This is a genomic window from Lysinibacillus sp. EB106-09-02-XG168 (genome assembly GCF_058791475.1).
On the sequence record NZ_JBYTDN010000003.1, the window covers coordinates 1,747,981 to 1,767,717 of the forward strand.

The following is a 19,737-nucleotide window of genomic DNA, read 5'->3' on the forward strand; positions in this document are numbered from 1 at the left end:
CGTCAACTGTCGGCTTTTCTTTGTTCTACAATTATTCTCGGATTTGGCCGTTACCGTGAATGAAATACTTTGTAGATGTTAACGCAGGTAAACCCATTGGTCCACGAGCATGTAATTTTTGCGTACTAATGCCGATTTCTGCACCGTAGCCAAATTCAAAGCCGTCTGTGAAGCGAGTGGAGGCATTGTGATAAACAGCGGCAGCATCCACGCTATGTAAGAAAGTATCTGCTGCTAACTGATCCTCTGTCATGATGGCTTCAGAGTGGTTTGTGCCGTATTTATTAATGTGCTCAATTGCTTCATAAACGTTTTCCACAATTTTAACGCTAATCTTTAAATCTAAATATTCAGTTGCATAGTCTTCTACAGTTGCTAGTTGCGCGAAATCAAGAGCTTGACAAACAGTATCATCGCCGATAATTGTCACACCAGCTTGATGTATAGCACTTAGTAGTTGTTTGCCGTGCTCATGAAACCATTCAGGATGAATAAGTAAGCTTTCTGCGGCATTACAAACAGAAGGACGCTGTGTTTTTGCATTGATGCAAATCTTTTCTGTTTTTAAGTAATCTGCCGTTTGGTCTACATAAATATGACAGTTGCCAGCACCTGTTTCTAGTACTGGTACAGTGGCTTCATTTACTACTAAGTCAATAAGTGCCTTTCCACCACGAGGAATTAAAACATCTAAGTATTCTTTTAAATGGAATAATTCTTTGACAGTTTCACGATTTGTATCCTCAATTAATTGCACAGCGTCCGCAGGGATAGCCGTTTCGCTAAGTGCACGATGAATACTTGCTACTAGCGCTACATTTGAAAATTTAGCAGAGGAGCTACCACGTAAAATGACTGCATTGCCTGTTTTTAATGATAATGTTGCAGCATCTACTGTTACGTTAGGGCGTGCCTCGTAAATCATCCCGATAACGCCAATCGGTACTAGGCGCTTTTCAATTAGTAATCCATTATCTTTTTCTATTCGTTCTAAGAGACTCCCAACTGGATCATTTAATTCAACTAGTAAGTGAATAGCACTTGACATTGCCTCTACTCGTTCTTTGTTTAGCATGATGCGATCGAGGGTAGAAGCTGGCATTCCTTGTTTCTCGCCATTTGCTAAATCCTTTGCATTTTCAGCAATGATCGTATCTTGATCGATTAATAATTGCTCAGCGATTTTTGTAAGAGCTTCATTTTTCTCGCGAGTTGTTTTAATATTTAAAATATAGCTTGCAGCCTTAGCCAGCTTTCCTTTTTGTTGAACTTCACTCGTCATGTGAATTCCTCCTTAAATTGTTTAAATTTTTAGCCATTTATCTCGATGTATGACCTCAATGGGATAGTTCGCTAACTCATCTGTACGTTTTCCCATCGCATGTGCTAACTCTAGGGAAGAATATAAGACCTCACCACGGCCAAGCAGTCCCTTGTCACTATAGACTTCGACAACGTCGCCATTTGCGAAGTCGCCTTCGACACGATATACACCAGCAGGCAACAAGCTTTTCCCATTTGCCAATAAAGCATGTTCTGCACCGTTATCTATAAAAATTTTACCAGATACTTCCGTTAGTGCAATCCACTGTTTATTATTCGTTAAAACAGCAAGCGCGTCATGTTCAACATACGTACCATCACCACGTCCTTCTACTATATCGACAAGCTTATTAGCACCGTGACCAGTTCCAATAAACACCTTAACACCTGCATTTAAAGCTGCTCGAGCTGCCAGTAATTTGGATTCCATACCACCTGTACCGACCTTAGAGCCTGAACCATCTGCAAAGCCAAGCATCTCATCAGATACCTCTGTTAAACGATCAATACGTTGTGCATCAGGATTTTTAGATGGATTGGCATTATACAAGCCATTGATATCTGTTAAGATAATGAGCTGATCGGCATGTATAAGACCACTTACAAGTGCTGATAACATATCGTTATCTCCAAAGGTTAATTCGCTGACAGATACCGAATCATTTTCGTTAATGATAGGTAAAATGGAACGTTCTAATAATTCCTCAAATGTGGCACAGGCATTTTTATACCGCTCTTTTTTTGAAAAATCAGTACGTGTAAGTAAGATTTGAGCAGGCACAATATCATAAATGCTAAATAAAGCATTGTAGGTTTGAATTAGTAAACTTTGCCCAACTGCCGCGGCAGCCTGTTTACCTTTTAATGTGACGGGACGAGAAGGGTAGCCTAGCTGTTTAAAGCCCGCTGCTACGGCACCTGATGAAACAAGCAATACTTCATGACCGTATTTTTTTAATTCAGCGATCGCTTGGACATGGTCCATTAAACGTATTTTATCAATTTCACCTTTTGCATTTGTTAAGGAGCTACTCCCAATTTTGACGACAATTCTTTTTCTTTCCATAGCAATACCTCCAATTCGCCATTACACTTGTATTATGATTTAAACTTTAGCAGCTGCTTAGTTTTCGCTAAATTTAAAAATAAAAAACCTTTTCATCCTAAAAAATTAGGACGAAAAGGTTTACTTTCCGTGGTACCACCTAGATTGAACATCATTGACATTCCACTTTGCTCATAACGCTTGAGACTGCGCCTAGTTTGCTAGGACGATTTACGAAGTAGGTTCTTTAGTCTTTCTTGTACAATGCCTTACAGCCGGTGGGCATCGCTCTCTGATCAAGCAGTTTCTAGGTACTAATCTTCGCTCGCTTATATTGTATAATTCAATATCTTTTTTTGAATGAATCTTCATCAATTCTTTTGGTTGGAGTCTGATTTCTATAAAGAATGCACTACTTTAGCATGTCTGTCAAGCTGATTAGGAATGTTAATAGAAAGTTTTGAATAAAAAAGTAGGTATTACTGAACAATCGAGAGTAACGTGTAGGAGCAACATAACCTTGTTTACTTGAACCACCAGATTGCGATTAGTAGTGGGAGCATCGCTAAAACAATCACGAAAGAACTCCATACTATTTGTTTTCCAGAAGACATATTTTTTGGTGTAATACTCATTTGTTCATATAGTTCGTTGATGGAACGTTGTTCTTTCGCATAAAGCATAGTTTGAAATTCATCGTAATCTTGAATATAACTTGAGGGAGGGCGAGGGCTAAAGCGTAAACTTCGAATGTCGTCTGTAATCTCTTTTTCACCCATCCAATAAGTAATAACTGGCGCTAACCCTGAAGTTTGCGTAGCCTGTACCCTGATATCATGTGTTTTCATTTTATAATAGACATTTCCTTGCTCATCTTCATATTGCTTTACAATATCGCTTACTGCCATCAACTAACACCCCTTTCTCCCGAATAATCCGACTTTTAAGTTATGGTAATATTTATTATAATGGATTAAGGTAGAAAAGTATTGTTGAAACGAGCAGAATTAGTTGGAAGATTTTTGTAAAAATTTAGGAAAAATATATTGATATATAGTATAATGTTAAGAATACGTTCTATGGTTATTTTTTTTGAAAAGTAATTGTTTTACTAAAAGTAGATTTAATCGCCGAATAGAAATTAATCTCACTTATGATGAATTTTTTGTAAAAGTAATAGGAGGAAGGGATAGTATTGGCGTTTTCAACCTTAATGGCGTTTTTAGGAGCGGCAATTATTTTAACTATAATGCCAGGTCCAGATAATTTATTTGTTCTTGCACAAAGTATTGCACAGGATAAAAAGGCTGGTATAGCAACATCACTTGGCTTATGTACAGGCTTGCTCGTTCATATAGGCGCGGCGGTTCTCGGTATCTCGGCTATTATTTATCAATCAACAGTAATTTTCTCTATTGTTAAATTTGCAGGAGCGGCATATTTATTGTATTTAGCATGGCAGTCTTTTCGTGCGAAAGGTGATCCATTCACAATGGAACAGCAAAATGTACAAGCATATGTGACGTTATATCGAAAAGGTATTTTAATGAATATTTTAAATCCAAAAGTTTCTTTATTTTTCTTAGCACTATTGCCACAGTTTGTAAATCCTTCTAATGGCCATGTAGGTTTACAGATGCTAGTTTTAGGTATTGTATTTTTAGGACAAGCGCTTATTCTGTTTTCATTATTTAGTATTTTTGCCGGTAAAGTAAGAAAAGTAATTATTGGGAAGCCTGCAATTGCTAAACGATTAAATATGATTCAAGGTGTACTTTTCACTTTTATTGGAATACAAATAGCGCTAAGTAAACAGTAAATTGGGGGATTTTCATGGCAATTTTACATATAACGTTTAGCTTATCTACGCAAGGATCAATTAAACATGCAATACGACAACATCATTTACAACGAGAGGAGTCAGTGCTTAGTGTCAATGAGATTTTCTCAATTGGTCCGCTAAGCAGCTCAGAAGAACGAAAAAGCTGGTTACGAGCGAATATTTTTAGGGACAGTGAAGAACGTGAATTGAACGAGGATCTTCATAAAGAATGGAAGAAAAAAATTGCCGGTTTACCGTGCGATGTTGATGTCTGGGTATGGTACAGTCAAAGTACTCATGAAGAGATTGGGTTACGTTATGTCATGAGCGAGTTGATCAATAAATGTAGTATGGTATATGGGATTGATGCCACAGATGGCCTGAAACGTGTACAACCAAACATGATGATTCGTCAAACAGGTGAGCTTTCACCAGACTTGCTTATGAAGCTACGTTCTGAGACAAAGCGTTTTTCTATTGATGAGTGTCAGCAATTTGCTAATGAATGGGAAGAACTAAAACAAAACCCTAGTACATTGCGAGTTTGGCAAGATGGAATTGTCCATGTAGCGGAAGATGCATTGGATCCTATCATTAGAGAATGTGCAGAAAGAGCTCATGCTGAACTAAATGAGGAATGGCTTAAACCGATGCGTATCATCGGTGAAGCAATTGGTTCAATTAATGAGTATTTAGGTGAAGAGTTTGTGGAAAAACGACTAATGACACTTGCAAAGCAGGGACTTTTTGAGGTTGATGGAGATAGAACAGATATGTATTCGTATCAAGTAAAATATGTAGGGGAAAAATAATAAGACCGCTTCCAGTAACCACCTTTCATTTGGAGAAGGTGGTTTTTTTGTAGTTTAAGAAAAGTACCTTAACGTGAAAAGTCATTGAAAGGACTAACTTTTCCAAAATCGAATATAAAGAAAAGCGAGTAACAATTGTTACTCGCTTTATTGCTTTAGCCCATTATATATGAATGAAAGATTACTTCTTATCGTAAAAATCGAATACAAATTGCTGAAATTGCCGTGCTGATGGTGAAAGGTATCGATTTTCAATCCAAGCCATACCTATAGTCCGTTCACAAACCATATCTTCAACACGAATTTTCGCCAATTTATTTGGATTCAAGTCTTCATCAACTGGTAGCAACGACACGCCAAGCCCAGCACTTACAAAACCAGCAACTGTAGATACTTCATCACCTTCAAACGTAATTTTCGGTTTGATACCTGCAGCATTTAATAATTTATCAGCTGTGCGGCGTAATGCGTAACCCTTTTTCAACAGAACAAAATTTTCATGTTCAAGTTCCTTCATATTGATGCTTTTACGGCTGGCGAGGGGATGGTCAATCGGCACCATAATAAAAAGCTCGTCTCGCCACAGCTCTTTCCAACAAACAGGCGGCTCCGTGTCAATCGCTGCGAGTAAGCAAAGATCTAACTCTCCCGCAAGTAATTGCTTCAACTGGGAGTGTGAGTAATTTTGTGTAAAGTGGAAGCGTATATGCGGATGCTTCTGACGGAAGGAACGGATCAAGTCAGGTACAATGCTAGTCCCTAAAGTATGTAAAAAACCGAGTGATACATCTCCTAGCTCTGGGTTATTTAGCTCCTGTAATTCAATCACTGCTTTTTCGTATTCCTTTCGCATGCGTTGAACACGATATAAAAAAAGTTCGCCATATCGGTTAAGCATAATCGATCGCCCTTGACGGTCGAACAAGGGTACTCCTAATTCCTCTTCAAGCTTTGAAATAGAGCGACTTAATGCTGGCTGAGAAATCGCTAATGCTTCAGCTGCACGAGTCATATGCTCAAGTTTAGCTACCGTTACGAAATACTCCAATTGCTGCCACTCCATTTTTTCACCTCAATTCTCGTTATTTTTGAGTTAACTGCATTATAACGGTAAAAGAGTAGGAAGTATAGGCGCCAAAAAAATTTAAAAAAGATGGAGCGCTTAAAAAGAGAAATGAAAAATGAAAGTAGCTGAAAGTGTGATAGTACAGCCGTTAACCTCACATCGTTAATGCATGAAACACATTAATATGATAAAAACTATAAATTGTACATTATGAATAAAGGGTGTTAAGATAGACACATAAATTACACAATTACAAATTTCCGTGAAGGGGATATTATAAAATGAATTTATCTAAGCCACAACCTCTAACAATTGAGGGAGGCAAAAAAGCCGTACTATTACTGCATGGATTCACAGGTAGCACAAAAGATGTGAAAAAGCTAGGAGAATTTTTATCAAAACGTGGTTATACAGTTCATGCACCGATTTATAGTGGGCATGGTGTAGAACCAGAAGCATTACTTGAAACAAAACCGGAAGACTGGTGGAATGATGTTGTGGAAGGTTATAACTTCCTAAAAAGTAAAGGCTATGAAGAAATCGCGGTAGTAGGAATTTCACTTGGCGGTGTATTTTCGTTAAAAGTAGCAGAGACATTTCCTGTGAAAGCATGTGTTGCCATGTGTGCACCAATCACACGCGATAACTCAAAAGGCTTATTTACACGTTTATATCATTACGCTCGTTTATATAAACATTTTGAAAATAAATCAAAAGATCAAATTATTTCAGAATTACATGAATTACGAATTACACCTAAGGATTCATTGGATGGTGTAACACGTTTAACGACAGAAACACGCGATGATTTATCTACAATCAAAGCACCTACATTAGTATTACAAGGTTCATTAGATGATGAACTTTATCAAGAAAGTGCACCATTTATTTTAAATACCGTGGAAACAGACGATAAAGAGATTATTTGGTATGAAAATTCTGGTCATATTATTACATTAGATAAAGAGCGCGAAAAAGTGTATGAGGACGTATATAAGTTTTTAGATCATATAGAGTGGTCTGTAGCAAACTAAGGGGCTGTCAGCAGACAGCTCTTTTAGTTTTGCCTGTTTAATGCTAGAAACTATACAATTAACGATTTTAAAAGAAAAAACAACTATTGTTTTTCAAATAAAAGCTATGTTAATATAGTGGAATTATAGTGAAAAATCTCTTCATTTAAATTGTTCGCAATAGTTAAATACATCTAAGGAGTTCATCAAAATGCAACAGAAAATACCTTTTTCAACATATGCAGTCATCGGTACGATGCTTTTCGGACTGTATTTTGGAGCAGGGAATCTTATCTTTCCAATTCAGCTTGGACAATTAGCTGGGACTAACTTTTGGCTTGGCCTAATTGGATTTTTAGTAACAGCTATCGGTTTACCTTTTCTAGGTATTTTAGCTATTGGTTTGTCAGGTAGTAACGGTTTGCGTGACTTAGCGAGCCGCGTTCATCCATTATTCGGTGTCATCTTTTCATTAGCCCTCTATTTAACGATTGGTCCTTTTTTTGCGATCCCTCGTACAGCGACAGTTCCTTTTGTAGTTGGCTTTGAACCATATATACAAGCTGAACATACAACACTTTTACTCGCTTTATTTAGCTTTGTATTTTTTTCCATCGTTTATTATTTCTCATTGAATCCAGCGAAAATTATGGATTATATCGGAAAATATTTAACACCAGCATTTCTTATTGTGTTATTTATTTTAATTATAATTAGTATTGTAAAACCGATGGGGCATTTCCAACAGCCTATGGGGGATTATATTGATACAGCATTTATGACAGGCTTTAAAGAAGGCTATAACACAATGGATGCGTTAGCTTCACTAGCTTTTGGTATTGTCGTCATTAATGCAATTAAAAGCGCAGGAATAACGGAAAGAAAAGAAATTGCTAAAGCAACGTGGAAATCTGGTATTTTTGCCATGGCTTTAATGATGTTAATATACGGTTTAATCACGTATATGGGAGCGTCAAGTGTGGGAGCTGTTGGTACATTTGATAACGGTGGTTTAATTTTTGCCGCAGTGGCAGATCACTATTTTGGATCATTCGGGGCTATTTTATTAGCAGTTATTATTGTCCTTGCTTGTTTAAAGACAAGTATTGGCTTAATCACATCTTGTAGTGAATTTTTCCATGAGGTGTTTCCGAAAATTAGCTATAAATGGTTTGTATTAATCTTGTGTGTAATGTCATTTACAATTGCCAACTTCGGATTAACGAATATTATTAAGTTTGCCATTCCAGTGTTGATGTTCCTATATCCGATAGCAATTGTCTTAATTTTACTAGCATTATGCTCATCACTATTTAAAAATAAGCAAACGGTATATGCGGTTGCTATGCTTTTCACAATTTTTATTAGTGTCATTGATGGCTATAAAGCATTAGTAGATAGCATTCCGTCGGCGAATCTAACTATTTTTGATGCAATTGAGAAAGCTTATTCGAACCTTTTACCATTTTACGACATAGGCTTAGGATGGGTATTACCAGCGTTAGTTGGGGCATTTATTGGATGCTTATTCCCAGTAAGAAAGCATAAAAATGAAATTTAAATGAGAGAAAGCACGCACAATGAATTTTACATGTGCGTGCTTTCTCGTATGTTGAATCTTAGTAAGCTGTCCAGCCACCATCAACAGCAATTACTTGTCCGTTGACAAAACTTGCTTCATCTGATCCCAGGAAAATAGCAAGCTGAGCAATTTCCTCAGGTTGTCCAGCTCGTGGGTTGATGGCCATACCTAGTGATTGGCGAGCTGCACCTGTTTGGCTCACGTTTGTCATGGTAGAAGCAATGTTTGTTATAACTGCACCTGGAGCGATCCCATTGCAGCGAATATTTTTATCTGCATACATAAATGCTGTGTTTTTTGTTAGCCCAACAACGGCATGCTTAGAAGCAGTGTAAGCAGCTCCAGCACGAGCGCCATATAGACCGCCAGCAGAAATATTATTGACAAATACACCATGTCCTTGAGCAAGGAAAATCTCTGTCGCCATACGCATTGAACGCATAACAGCAGTTGTATTTACCGAGAACACTTTGTCCCATCGCTCATCAGAAACTTCACCAATTGGCTCCATTCCATCCATAATACCAGCATTATTCACTAAAATATCTAATTTGCCATAAGCATTTTTTGTTTCATCAAATAAGCGTTGTAAATCTTCTGTTGATGCAACATTTGTTTGAATGGCGAATGCTGAGCCACCCGTTGCTTTGATACTTTCAACAACAGCTTGTGCACCTTCTATATTTAAATCAGAAACTACGACCTTTGCTCCCTCTTTTGCATAACCCTCTGCAATTGCTTTACCCATACCTGAAGCGGCACCTGTTACGATTGCTACTTTACCTTCTAATCTCATCACAAATCCTCCTATAAATTATGTTCTTTCACCAGCGTTTGTCCCAGTGATTTCTAGGATATAATATGTTAGAAATTGAACATGTGTTCATTAAAATAATATAATAGATTTGTAAGCGATTTCAATATGCAAAATACTATAAACTGTTCAGTAATCAACACATATAAAAAATCTGTTTAATAAGGGGGTAAAATATTTGAGCGCTAACGATTTAAGAGTTGTCAAAACGAAGCAAGCATTACATAATGCTTTACTAACATTACTGAGTGAGAAGCCTTTAGAGAACATTACCATCGCAGAAATTTGTCGGATGGCAAAGGTGAATAGAGGTACCTTCTACTTGCACTATGAGCAAAAGGAAGGGCTATTTGAGGAATACTTTCAGGAAATTATGGAGGATTTGAATAATTCCTACGAGGAACCGTACCGTGCAGTAACAACAATGGATAAAAATCAAATAGATCCTAATACTATTCGTATTTTTCATCATATTGAACGCTTTAAAATGTTTTATCGCATTGTTTTTTCTAAAAATGTACCGCTGACCTACTATTATATGTTATTTGATGGAATTTTCTCTTTGCTAAAAAGGGATATCACAACCCATAATGAAATACATGACGAGATATCCATTGAATATTATAGTGCGTATCAAGCAAATGCAATCATAGGCCTAATCATTCAATGGTATCGCCAAGATTTTGAGGACAGCGTAGATACCTTAAATAAACAACTTGCTGCTATTTTGCGGATTGGTGAAAAGTGATGAAGTAAGAGTGGATAGAAGCGTGGTACAAAGTCGGTGAATTCGCTCATATGTTCTATAGTTGGATTTTATCACTATAAATCTTACTACATGCTAAATGACACATATTTTGCGGAGTAGTTGATTAAAGTGAAGCGGCTCATCGGACGCCCTCAGGAAGCTTTACTCTGCGCGAAAGCGAAGCGGCAGCGACAAAGCGCGCAGTCGGAACGGAAATCAACCCCTCGCTCGTTCAACAACAAAAGCGATGTACTAACTCATCATTAATACATCGCCTTTTTGATAATGTTATTGAACAGTAGCAGGAGAAATGTGCTCACTTTCGCTTTTTACTTTTGATCTTCTTAAAGCAACGACCGTAACAGAAATGGCCAATGTTACAGTAATGATCATTCCTAACGAGCTACAATTACTCATTAAACTATCAGTGATTCCACCAAAAATAATCGTGTAATAGCCATCTGCTCCGTAAGTAGCTGGAAGAAGTAACGCTAGTTTATTGTAAAAATCTGATAGCATCGCTTGTGGAACAAGAGCACCTGAAGTAACAAGTTGTATAGAAAGAGCACAAATGTTAAAAATCATACCCAAATTACCAAAAATAATAATAAAGGCTTGTGCCAGACAGAGGAAAGCCCAGAACATTAATGCTTGAAATAGATAAACTGTTAAAAAATTTGCCTGACTTGAAATATTAAATAGGTGCATTAAGCCAATAGTTAATAACGGAAGGGAGAAGGCTACACCAATATTAATGAGCTGTCTTGCTAGGAACAATTGCCATTTTGAAACTTTATCTTGTACAAGTTGTGCAGCCTGCTGATGTTGCATAATCATTACCATAGCACCAACGAAAGACGAAATAATAACCATCAATGGCACAAAATTCGCTGCAAACTCTTCAACATTATTCGTTTTAATAATAGTAGATCCTATCGTATGATCCTTTACACTCATAATTGTTGTAGCAACGGCTTCGTAAATTTGTTGTGCTGTTTTTGGTTCCACTGAAAGCTGTAAGAACTTTTGAGAAAATGCTTCAATGGTCTTGCCTTGCTTTATAGGATAAATATTATGGTTAATTTCCTCTGCTACTTGTTTTGCTACTCCATCCATCATATTTTTTGCGATACTTGGATTTGCTTGATTGATAGAGTAAATAATTTCTGCTTCCTTACCTGCTTGTAATTGACTCGTAAAGTTGTTTGGAATATGAATAATCATATGGATATCACGTTGATTTAATTCTTGCTCAGCTTTGTTTAGAGATGTGTAATTTTCTATTGTAAAAGGTAGTTTTCCTTTTATTTCATTTATTACTTGTTTTCCCATCACAGTATCTTCGCTAATTAGTCCAATCTTTAAATTTTCTGTTCTGTCATTTACACCATCATAGGCAGTCATCCATACGGAAAAGAAAATTACCTGGAATGCAATTGTAATGACAATGCCAATATAAGTTTCTCGAATTTTTAATAAAGCTTTTAAACCTTTCATCATTGACCTCCTGAATATAAGTAAGTACTTACTTGCATTGAAAGGGAAAATTTTTTCTAGGGAGCCAATCCCCTAGAAAAAATTGAAACGCTTGTTTTTAATAATTCTTCAGTAGGCGCATTAGAAACAATTGTTCCTAAACGTGCCCGTGAAATAAAATGGCCAAAATTAGTAGCGATAAGAGATAACGCTGCTGCTTCAAAATCAATCTCTCTAATTTTCCCTCTTTCATGCATTTCCTGAAAATAATGAATTAACTCATTTTTAATATGAAGAGGGATATTAGCAATCTCTTCATTAATTTCAGGAAACTGCATAGCTTCCTTAAAGCCAATCATTACAAAGTCTTTAATAGACATTAAAAAGTTAAAATGCTTCACAGAGAAATTTAGTAAATCTGTATCTAAATCCCATGTTACATTTTTATTGATCTCTTGCTGCAAAAGAGGAAAATAGGAAAATTGTTCAATTATGGCTTTCAAAATACCGCGCTTGTTTCCGAAATGGCGAAAAATTGTTACTTCATTGACCCCAGCTAATTCAGCAATTGCTTTCGTTGTTGCAGCAGTATAGCCCTTCTCACTAACGAGTTGTAAAGCTGCATCTATGATTCGTTCTGCGGTACCTTTTGTTGACAATAGAATTCTTCCTTTCGTGCAAGTAATTACTTACATGCTAGCATAGAGCAATTTCATATGCAATATAAATATTCAAGAATAGAGGAAATCAAGAAACGATTGGATGACTAAAAGATTGCATTGGTAAGGCCAAAACTATTTAGACGTTCGGGTATCCGGGAAAATCACTCAAAGTGAATCAAATCAACCTAATAGTACTACACTAAGTGTGTAAATAACTTTTTATGGAAAAAATAGCGTTGACAACTATATCGTCAGCTGATATATTTTAAATGTATCAGCTGACGATATATTGTTAGGCGATACAAAAGGGGGATTCGTATGACGCAAGAGCATCCGCCTTTAACAGAGGGCGTTTATTATATTTTATTAGCGTTATTTGATGCAAGGCATGGATACGGCATCATGCAATTGGTAGAGGAAATGAGTAATGGTCGAGTCCGGCTTGGAGCGGGTACGATTTATGGGGCAATCAAAACGTTACTTGAACGAGGATGGATTGAGGCGCTAGATGGTGACGGACGAAAAAAAGAATACATCATTACAGAGAGTGGAAAAAAAGTTATTGAATACGAAATTTTGAGATTAAGGGAACTTTTTGACAATGGTGTCCGTATAACAAAGGATGATGGAACAAATGGATAAATATCGATTGGTTGTTAACCCTTATGATATTGAGAAATGGGTTAACGAAATGGCAAGCAAAGGTTGGCATTTGAAAAAGTTTACTTGGATACGTTTTACGTTCGAACGTGGGGAACCAGGTAGCTATATTTATCGGCATGATGAATTGGAGCGATTTGGTGCCTCATATGAAGACGAATACTTAGAATTTCTAAAGTCCACGGGAATTGAACAGGTAGATCGTTCTGGTCATTTCGTATTCTTCAGGAAGCCAGCAAATGATGGATCTTTTGAACTTTACTCTGATAAGAAAAATAAAATTAGTAAGCTGTCTCAAAAAATTTCAGTGCTACTATCACTCATCATGCTTAATTTGATAATAGGTTTAATTGGCTTGAGTGGAATCTTTTCAGAACAGGCGATAGACTGGATTAAATTATCAATGAATATCACTAATCTTCTTGTAGTCGTGTTATTTTCTATTCCATTATTAAAACTTATGCGTGTGCGCCATAAATTAAAGAAGGATTTGGATCTGTTTACAGATTAGTATAGGAGATTCCCAACAAGCTAGCTGCATGTTAATAATACCAAGTCTGAAAAAAAGCTTTAGATGAGATGAATATTCAAAATTATTTTCCGGGAAATCAGAAAAGTTGGATAATTCAAAAAGGTGCAGAGTTATAACGATTAGTATTAAGGCGCATATTTAACCAAGAGTTCACATCAATTTTATAAGACTTGGATGGGAGGTGGAACTTTATGAATAAAAGAGTGTATCGGATTTTTCTTGATTATGAAAAAGAAGAAGCATGGGTTAATAAAATGGCGGAACAAGGTTGGCATCTAAAGCGCACAATGATGGGATACTTTATGTTTGAAAAAGGGAAACCTGGTCAGTACATATATCGCAATGAACTAATCAAAGGTAAAAGCCAGGAATACTTTGATTTTTTAGAGACGATGAATATTGAGTTAGTTTCAAAATTTGGAGTATGGGCTTATTACCGAAAAAAGAAATCAGAAGGCCCATTTGAATTATTTTCAGATTGTTCTTCGAAAATAAAATATTTAACATCAATAAGCCGTCTTTTTATAGCCGCAACATTGATAAATCTTTTATTTGGATTTATCAATTTTTATATGGGGCTTGGTGAATCAACAGAAAGATTCTTAAACATGGGAGCATCATTCTTAAGTTTTGTAGTCGTAATAATTGTGTGTATGCAAATTTTGAAGGTTGAAAGACGTAAAAAAGGGCTGCAACAAAAATTACATATATTTGAAGCGTAGGAGGGAAAAGAATGACATTACAATTAGAGCGTGTCACGAAGAAATACAAAGATTTCACAGCAGTCGATAATCTAAACTTTACGATTGAAAAAGGGGAGATTTTTGGGCTGATTGGACAAAACGGAGCCGGTAAAACAACGACGTTCCGAATGATTTTAGATTTACAGGAGACAACGGCTGGTACGATTACATGGAATGGCAAACCTGTTAATGCCATCAACCGAGATGTACTTGGCTATTTACCAGAGGAACGAGGTATTTTTCCAACGATGAAGGTAGAGGACCAGCTTTACTTTTTCGGCGAGCTACGAGGCATGAAGAAGTCGGAGCTAAAGAAAGAGATTGACTATTGGATTAATCGATTTGAGCTCGAAGAAAGACGAAAAGATAAGGCTGAAACTTTGTCGAAAGGGAATCAGCAAAAAGTACAACTGATTGCTAGTTTTATTCATAAACCGCAGTTCTTAATACTGGACGAACCATTTAGTGGACTGGATCCTGTGAATAAAGATTTACTGAAAGATGCAATTTTGTATTTAAAAGAACAGGGCACAACGATTTTGTTCTCTAGTCACCAGATGGATAATGTAGAGGAGCTATGCGATCATCTTTGTCTATTAAAACGTGGAGTCTCTCTATTTTCAGGTAGTTTACTAGATTTAAAGAAACAATACGGAAAAACGAGATTAGCAGTGCGTACAGAGTGGTCGACCACTCAATTGTTGACACTAGAAGGAGTCAAAGATGTCCGAGTGGAGAAAGAGCAAATTGTGCTTACTCTAGAGGATGAGAGTTATGCACAAAGTATTTTCGAGAAGCTTTCCAATGGTAAATATATAGAAAAATTCAGCTTAGATTATTTATCGTTAGATGAGATCTTTAAAGATAAGGTAGGTGGCAACGTTGTCGAAGTTTAATTTATTAATGAAACAGCTTTACACATCAAAAATAAAATCAAAATCCTTTGTTGTAATGACAGTCATTTATATACTTGGGATGTCCGTTGCAGTATTCTGGTCAGATATTAAAGAGCTTTTTACAGGTGATGATCAAGCGCAACAAATTGCAATCGTCAATGAAACAACAGCTGATTTAAGTGGTCTCTTTGTATCGAATGGCGATATGGAATTTATACAAAATGAATCGAATATATCGGAGCTAGAGAAAAAGGTCAAAGACGAAAAGCTAGATGCAATCGTTAAAATAACAGATCAAGATGGACAGCTACATGCTGAAATTGCCACTTTCACTCCGTTGAAATTAAATGATCAAGGTGCGATAAATTCGATATTGCAACTTGCTGGCCAAAATTATGCTGTACAACAGTTATCATTAACACCAGACCAAGCAGCTCAAATTGTGGATGCCAAAACGATTATTACTGATAAAAACTTAAATACAGAGTCTACTGGTGGTAAAAGCGAAGAAGAAAAACAATCAGGACAATTTGTATCTTATGCAGTAGGTATTTTAATTTATTTCTTTATTTCTACATTCCTATCTATGATTACAACGGAAATTGCGACTGAAAAAGGTTCACGTGCAATGGAAATGCTACTAGTAAGTGTTAAACCAGCTACCCATTTTAAAGCAAAAATTGCTGGTGTATTGTTACTCGCATTAACACAGATGGGCATTATTATAGTTGTCTTCCTAATCTATGCGAAATTTGCGAAGAACGGTGTTATTTGGGATATGGCAGCTAGTATCGTTAGTGAATTATCGATTGGTTATGTCATATATGCCGTGCTATTCTTACTATTAACAATTATTCTTTATTTAATTGTTGGCGCACTATTCGGTTCTTTAGTGTCTAAAGTTGAAGAAGCAGGTCAAGTATTAATGCCAGCCATGATGATTACATTAATTGGTTTCTATGTTATGTTATCTGGAATGGGGAATCCGGATACTCTTATCATTAAGATATTCTCTTATATTCCATTTACGTCTGGAATGATTATGCCGATGCGTATTGGGGCTACTGATATAGGCGTAACGGTACCACTTTTATCGTTAGGTATTTTAATCGCAACAATTATTGTAGCTTACTTATTCAGCATATCATTCTATAAACGCAGTGTCCTAACTTATAGTTCAGGTGGCGTTATTCAAAAAATTAAAACCGTACTAAAAGTGACAACATGATGGTGAAAGCAGCTGCATTTAGTAGCTGCTTTTTTTAGTGCGGGTATGCCAATACTAGAGAATAATGTAATTTTTTTCGTGCATTCAGTCGAATTTCCTAATGAAACAAGCTATAATTTATAGTAGACAGTGAAGTTTCGTTTTCTCAAGCAAGGATTGAAGCTTTACTAAAAAAATCACCTATTTAACGCCTTGCCACATAAGTAAATCAACTAGAGCATCTCGAGGGTTTTCCTACATTTAATGACTCTTATTTTGCAGATGCTTGACTAAAATGAAACTTTTTCAGCTGGGAATCGTATGTAAGTAAAAGAGATAAATCGCAGGGGGTAAAACTTTATGTCTGAATTTGACAACGACCTTATGAAATCAAAGGATCCATTCGCATCAGAAAATCCATTATTACAACCTAATCCATTATTACAGGCGGAGCAAGCACAAAAACCAGTGCTTGTTTCTGAGCAAGAGCTATCACAAATTGCTCAAAATCAACTTGCGCTAAAGCAAGATCCAGAGGTTCATGCATTAGCACAAAAAATTGATGTGAAAGATCAAATTGCAATGCTAGAACTTGGAAAAGAAACAGCGAATGGTATTTCTACCTTTTCAGATAAAATGCTAGCAACGATGAAAACAAGTAAGCTTGAGGAATCAAGTGTATTATTAAATAATTTAAATAGAATTATGGATAAATTTGATCCTCAAGATTTTGCGGAGGAACAAAAAGGTGGCTTCCTTACGAAACTGTTTAGTAAAGGAAAGGAACAATTAGAAAAGTTTCTATCCAAATATGACAGCATGAATAAAGAAGTTGACGTTATTTTCCGTGAGGTTCAAAAATACGAAGGTGAAATGAAGCGAAATACTATTGATCTTGAGAATTTATATGATCAAAACTTAAACTATTTCCAAACACTAAGTAAATTTATAGCAGCAATTGAAGTGAAAACAGATGAAGTACGTTCAACATTACCAGCACTAGAGCAAAAAGCACAAACTGGCGATCAATTAGCTGCAATGGAATATGAAACGATGGTACGTGCCGTTGATTTACTAGAACAACGTCGTTATGATTTAGAAATGGCACAACAAGTATCATTCCAGTCTGCTCCACAAATTCGATTAATGCAGCAAGGTAATAACCATTTAATTGCTAAAATTAACTCTGCATTTGTGACGACAATTCCTATATTCAAGCAAGGGCTTATTCATGCGGTGACGTTAAAGCGCCAAAAACTAATTTCTGATTCAATGAGTGAATTAGACCGTCGTACAAATGAAATGCTTGTCAAAAATGCAGAAAATATTAGTAAAAATAGCGTTAATATCGCACGTGCGGCTGGTAGCCCAAGCATTAAAATCGAAACAATTGAAACAACATGGCAAACAATTATGTCAGGTATTCAAGAAACGAAGCAAATTCAAGCAGAAACAGCAAGAAATCGTGAGGAAGGCCGTAAACGTATTGAACGTTTACAACTTGAATATGAAAAACTGAAAAAAATGTAAATGTAAAGCTTCTTGCAATCTTATCTTGCAAGAAGTTTTTTTATTTTTTGACAAAATTGAAATTCCTCATTATGATAAAGTAAATGAGAATCATTATCAGAGAAAAGGAAGCGGAAAGATGCTAAACACTGAAATTCGATTATATAAAACAATCAATCATGGAGAAAGAAAAGATGATGAGCAAAATGAATCCAACTTTATTATCTTGTGAGTCTTTAAATGATGGAGCACTTGCGATTAATACGACAGAAAAACTAATGCTCGTATTAAAAAGTCGCTACCATGAATTAACGCATATAGAAGAACTGTTCAATGCCTTACATATAGATTTAGATGAAAAGCACACAATCTTAGAGCAAGAGAGGAAAATTTTAAAGAAACAAAATTTAGAGCTTGTGGAAGACATGCAAAAAATAAAGAAGCAAAACGCCGTCTTACAAAAAAAGTTAACAGAATATAATTGCGTTGTAGAAGAGCTCAAGGAGATTCGCCGACAAAATACAGAGCTACTAATTGAATTAAGTAAATATACTGCTCTGTCAAAGGAATCCTTGTCAGGTCCTTTAAAATGTATGATTCGCGATATGCGAGAGCAAGGTGTCGGTATTAAAGAGATTCATATTCGTATTAAGCGTCAAATTAATCCTGATATTAGTTATAGTACGGTGCGCAAATATATTTCTGAGCTTGAATCTGAAATGAAAAAGTAACAATATACATGTCAATTTATTAAAATTGGGCATTTACAGTTTCCACTCAAAGTCCTATAATAAGTCTATTCTTTTAATGGTAATAATACGCAAAGTCGTATAGATTCATATGGAGTAGGAGAGTTAGAGGCAATGTCAAATGAGAAAAAAGGAGTACTGGCAGCATTTTTCGCCTATGCTTTTTGGGGTTCATTTCCACTTTATTGGAAACTACTTGAACATGTACCGAGTATGGAAATTTTATTATCGCGCGTCATTTGGTCCTTTGTCTTTACAGTACTAGCAGTAATAGTATTTGGAATGCGCAAGGATCTTCTCGCAGACTTAAAATATTTGTGGTCACACCAAAAGCATTTTTGGCAGCTTGCTGGAGCTTCATTTGTTATTTCGATGAACTGGTATTTATATATTTGGGCAGTTAACCATAACCACTTAATTGAAACGAGCTTAGGTTATTATATTAATCCTTTACTGTCAGTTATTTTAGGGGTTATTTTCTTTAAAGAAGCACTTAGTCGTGCGCAATGGGTGGCTACCGGAATTGCCTTTATTGCTGTTATTATTTTAACGATAAATTATGGATCAATCCCATGGGTAGCACTTCTTATTGCTATATCCTTCGCTATTTATGGTGTTCTAAAAAAGAAAATTAAGCTTGATGCGACAAGAGGTCTAGCCATAGAAACGTTATTTATTCTACCGTTTGCATTAGGCTATTATGTTTACCTCTTTACAACGAATCATGCCTCATTTTTACATGTTGATGTGAAAACAGACATCCTCATGATTGTAAGTGGTATCGTGACAGCAGTACCGTTAATTTTATTTGCGAAAGGTGCACAAAATATTCCACTCTATTTATTAGGCTTTATTCAATACGTATCGCCAACGATTACGTTAGTTATAGGGATCGTACTTTATAAGGAACCGTTTAGTCAAATAGAGCTTTTGGCATTTAGCATTATTTGGGCAGCCTTACTACTGTTTTCAGGATCGAAAATCATTGAAATCAGAAGGGCACATCATAAATCTGCATAAGTAAATACAAAAAAAGTAGTACAAACCAAGCCTTTGGTTTGTACTACTTTTTTGTATT

20 protein-coding genes are annotated in these 19,737 nt (G+C 36.1%); 13 read left to right on the top strand and 7 right to left on the bottom strand.

Features of this window, described 5'->3' with window-relative positions; all coding sequences use genetic code 11:
- Positions 1-31 precede the first annotated feature (31 nt).
- From AC3WSO_RS09235 to AC3WSO_RS09245, 3 genes are all read right to left on the bottom strand, one after another.
- Entirely contained in the window at positions 32-1,282 is a 1,251-nt protein-coding gene (locus tag AC3WSO_RS09235; protein WP_492530329.1) for a glutamate-5-semialdehyde dehydrogenase, read from the bottom strand.
- A 21-nt stretch (positions 1,283-1,303) separates the two neighbouring features.
- Positions 1,304-2,389 carry a glutamate 5-kinase gene (gene proB, locus AC3WSO_RS09240; RefSeq protein WP_492530330.1) on the bottom strand — a complete coding sequence of 362 codons (1,086 nt, stop codon included), beginning with the start codon at positions 2,387-2,389 and terminating at the stop codon, positions 1,304-1,306.
- A gap of 503 nt (positions 2,390-2,892) precedes the next feature.
- Positions 2,893-3,276 (bottom strand): sodium:proton antiporter, encoded by a 384-nt coding sequence (locus AC3WSO_RS09245; protein ID WP_492530331.1) that lies wholly within the window; start codon positions 3,274-3,276, stop codon positions 2,893-2,895.
- A gap of 287 nt (positions 3,277-3,563) precedes the next feature.
- On the opposite strand from AC3WSO_RS09245, the gene AC3WSO_RS09250 reads away from it, so the two are divergent.
- Both AC3WSO_RS09250 and AC3WSO_RS09255 read left to right on the top strand, forming a co-directional pair.
- On the top strand, positions 3,564-4,187 hold the full coding sequence (locus tag AC3WSO_RS09250) for a LysE family translocator (RefSeq protein WP_492530332.1): 624 nt from the start codon (positions 3,564-3,566) through the stop codon (positions 4,185-4,187).
- 14 nt (positions 4,188-4,201) lie between these two features.
- Entirely contained in the window at positions 4,202-5,002 is an 801-nt protein-coding gene (locus AC3WSO_RS09255) for a DUF1835 domain-containing protein (RefSeq protein ID WP_492530333.1), read from the top strand.
- Between the two features lie 181 nt (positions 5,003-5,183).
- Here the strand turns inward: AC3WSO_RS09255 and AC3WSO_RS09260 are convergent, their stop codons facing one another.
- Positions 5,184-6,065 carry a LysR family transcriptional regulator gene (locus AC3WSO_RS09260; RefSeq protein WP_492530334.1) on the bottom strand — a complete coding sequence of 294 codons (882 nt, stop codon included), beginning with the start codon at positions 6,063-6,065 and terminating at the stop codon, positions 5,184-5,186.
- 284 nt (positions 6,066-6,349) lie between these two features.
- On the opposite strand from AC3WSO_RS09260, the gene AC3WSO_RS09265 reads away from it, so the two are divergent.
- Together AC3WSO_RS09265 and brnQ are read left to right on the top strand one after the other, a co-directional pair.
- Positions 6,350-7,102: an alpha/beta hydrolase gene (locus AC3WSO_RS09265; RefSeq protein WP_492530335.1), complete on the top strand. Its 753-nt coding sequence runs from the start codon at positions 6,350-6,352 to the stop codon at positions 7,100-7,102.
- A gap of 190 nt (positions 7,103-7,292) precedes the next feature.
- The gene (gene brnQ, locus AC3WSO_RS09270; RefSeq protein WP_492530336.1) at positions 7,293-8,642 is read left to right on the top strand and encodes a branched-chain amino acid transport system II carrier protein; all 1,350 of its coding nucleotides are present in this window, start codon (positions 7,293-7,295) and stop codon (positions 8,640-8,642) included.
- A gap of 58 nt (positions 8,643-8,700) precedes the next feature.
- Here brnQ and AC3WSO_RS09275 read toward each other — a convergent pair whose 3' ends face one another.
- A complete protein-coding gene (locus tag AC3WSO_RS09275) occupies positions 8,701-9,459 on the bottom strand; it encodes an SDR family oxidoreductase (RefSeq protein ID WP_492530337.1) in 759 nt (252 codons plus the stop codon).
- 196 nt (positions 9,460-9,655) lie between these two features.
- Between AC3WSO_RS09275 and AC3WSO_RS09280 the strand changes: the two genes are divergently transcribed.
- Positions 9,656-10,225 carry a TetR/AcrR family transcriptional regulator gene (locus tag AC3WSO_RS09280; protein WP_492530338.1) on the top strand — a complete coding sequence of 190 codons (570 nt, stop codon included), beginning with the start codon at positions 9,656-9,658 and terminating at the stop codon, positions 10,223-10,225.
- A gap of 288 nt (positions 10,226-10,513) precedes the next feature.
- Here AC3WSO_RS09280 and AC3WSO_RS09285 read toward each other — a convergent pair whose 3' ends face one another.
- Together AC3WSO_RS09285 and AC3WSO_RS09290 are read right to left on the bottom strand one after the other, a co-directional pair.
- Positions 10,514-11,722: a YhgE/Pip domain-containing protein gene (locus AC3WSO_RS09285; protein WP_492530339.1), complete on the bottom strand. Its 1,209-nt coding sequence runs from the start codon at positions 11,720-11,722 to the stop codon at positions 10,514-10,516.
- Positions 11,723-11,778: 56 nt separating this feature from the next.
- Positions 11,779-12,360, bottom strand: coding sequence for a TetR/AcrR family transcriptional regulator (locus AC3WSO_RS09290; protein ID WP_492530340.1), 582 nt, complete (start codon positions 12,358-12,360; stop codon positions 11,779-11,781).
- 321 nt (positions 12,361-12,681) lie between these two features.
- On the opposite strand from AC3WSO_RS09290, the gene AC3WSO_RS09295 reads away from it, so the two are divergent.
- The 8 genes from AC3WSO_RS09295 to rarD all read left to right on the top strand — a co-directional run bounded on the left by AC3WSO_RS09295 (position 12,682) and on the right by rarD (position 19,679).
- Positions 12,682-13,005 carry a PadR family transcriptional regulator gene (locus AC3WSO_RS09295; protein WP_492530341.1) on the top strand — a complete coding sequence of 108 codons (324 nt, stop codon included), beginning with the start codon at positions 12,682-12,684 and terminating at the stop codon, positions 13,003-13,005.
- Positions 12,998-13,534 (top strand): DUF2812 domain-containing protein, encoded by a 537-nt coding sequence (locus tag AC3WSO_RS09300; RefSeq protein ID WP_492530342.1) that lies wholly within the window; start codon positions 12,998-13,000, stop codon positions 13,532-13,534. Before AC3WSO_RS09295 ends, AC3WSO_RS09300 begins: the two co-directional genes overlap by 8 nt.
- Before the next feature lie 212 nt (positions 13,535-13,746).
- Positions 13,747-14,277, top strand: coding sequence for a DUF2812 domain-containing protein (locus AC3WSO_RS09305; protein ID WP_492530343.1), 531 nt, complete (start codon positions 13,747-13,749; stop codon positions 14,275-14,277).
- Positions 14,278-14,288: 11 nt separating this feature from the next.
- Positions 14,289-15,194 (top strand): ABC transporter ATP-binding protein, encoded by a 906-nt coding sequence (locus AC3WSO_RS09310; protein ID WP_492530344.1) that lies wholly within the window; start codon positions 14,289-14,291, stop codon positions 15,192-15,194.
- Entirely contained in the window at positions 15,172-16,422 is a 1,251-nt protein-coding gene (locus tag AC3WSO_RS09315) for an ABC transporter permease (RefSeq protein WP_492530345.1), read from the top strand. Before AC3WSO_RS09310 ends, AC3WSO_RS09315 begins: the two co-directional genes overlap by 23 nt.
- A 339-nt stretch (positions 16,423-16,761) precedes the next feature.
- Entirely contained in the window at positions 16,762-17,931 is a 1,170-nt protein-coding gene (locus AC3WSO_RS09320; protein WP_492530346.1) for a toxic anion resistance protein, read from the top strand.
- A 173-nt stretch (positions 17,932-18,104) separates the two neighbouring features.
- Entirely contained in the window at positions 18,105-18,641 is a 537-nt protein-coding gene (locus AC3WSO_RS09325; RefSeq protein WP_492530347.1) for a hypothetical protein, read from the top strand.
- 132 nt (positions 18,642-18,773) lie between these two features.
- On the top strand, positions 18,774-19,679 hold the full coding sequence (gene rarD, locus AC3WSO_RS09330) for an EamA family transporter RarD (RefSeq protein ID WP_492530348.1): 906 nt from the start codon (positions 18,774-18,776) through the stop codon (positions 19,677-19,679).
- Positions 19,680-19,737: the final 58 nt, after the last annotated feature.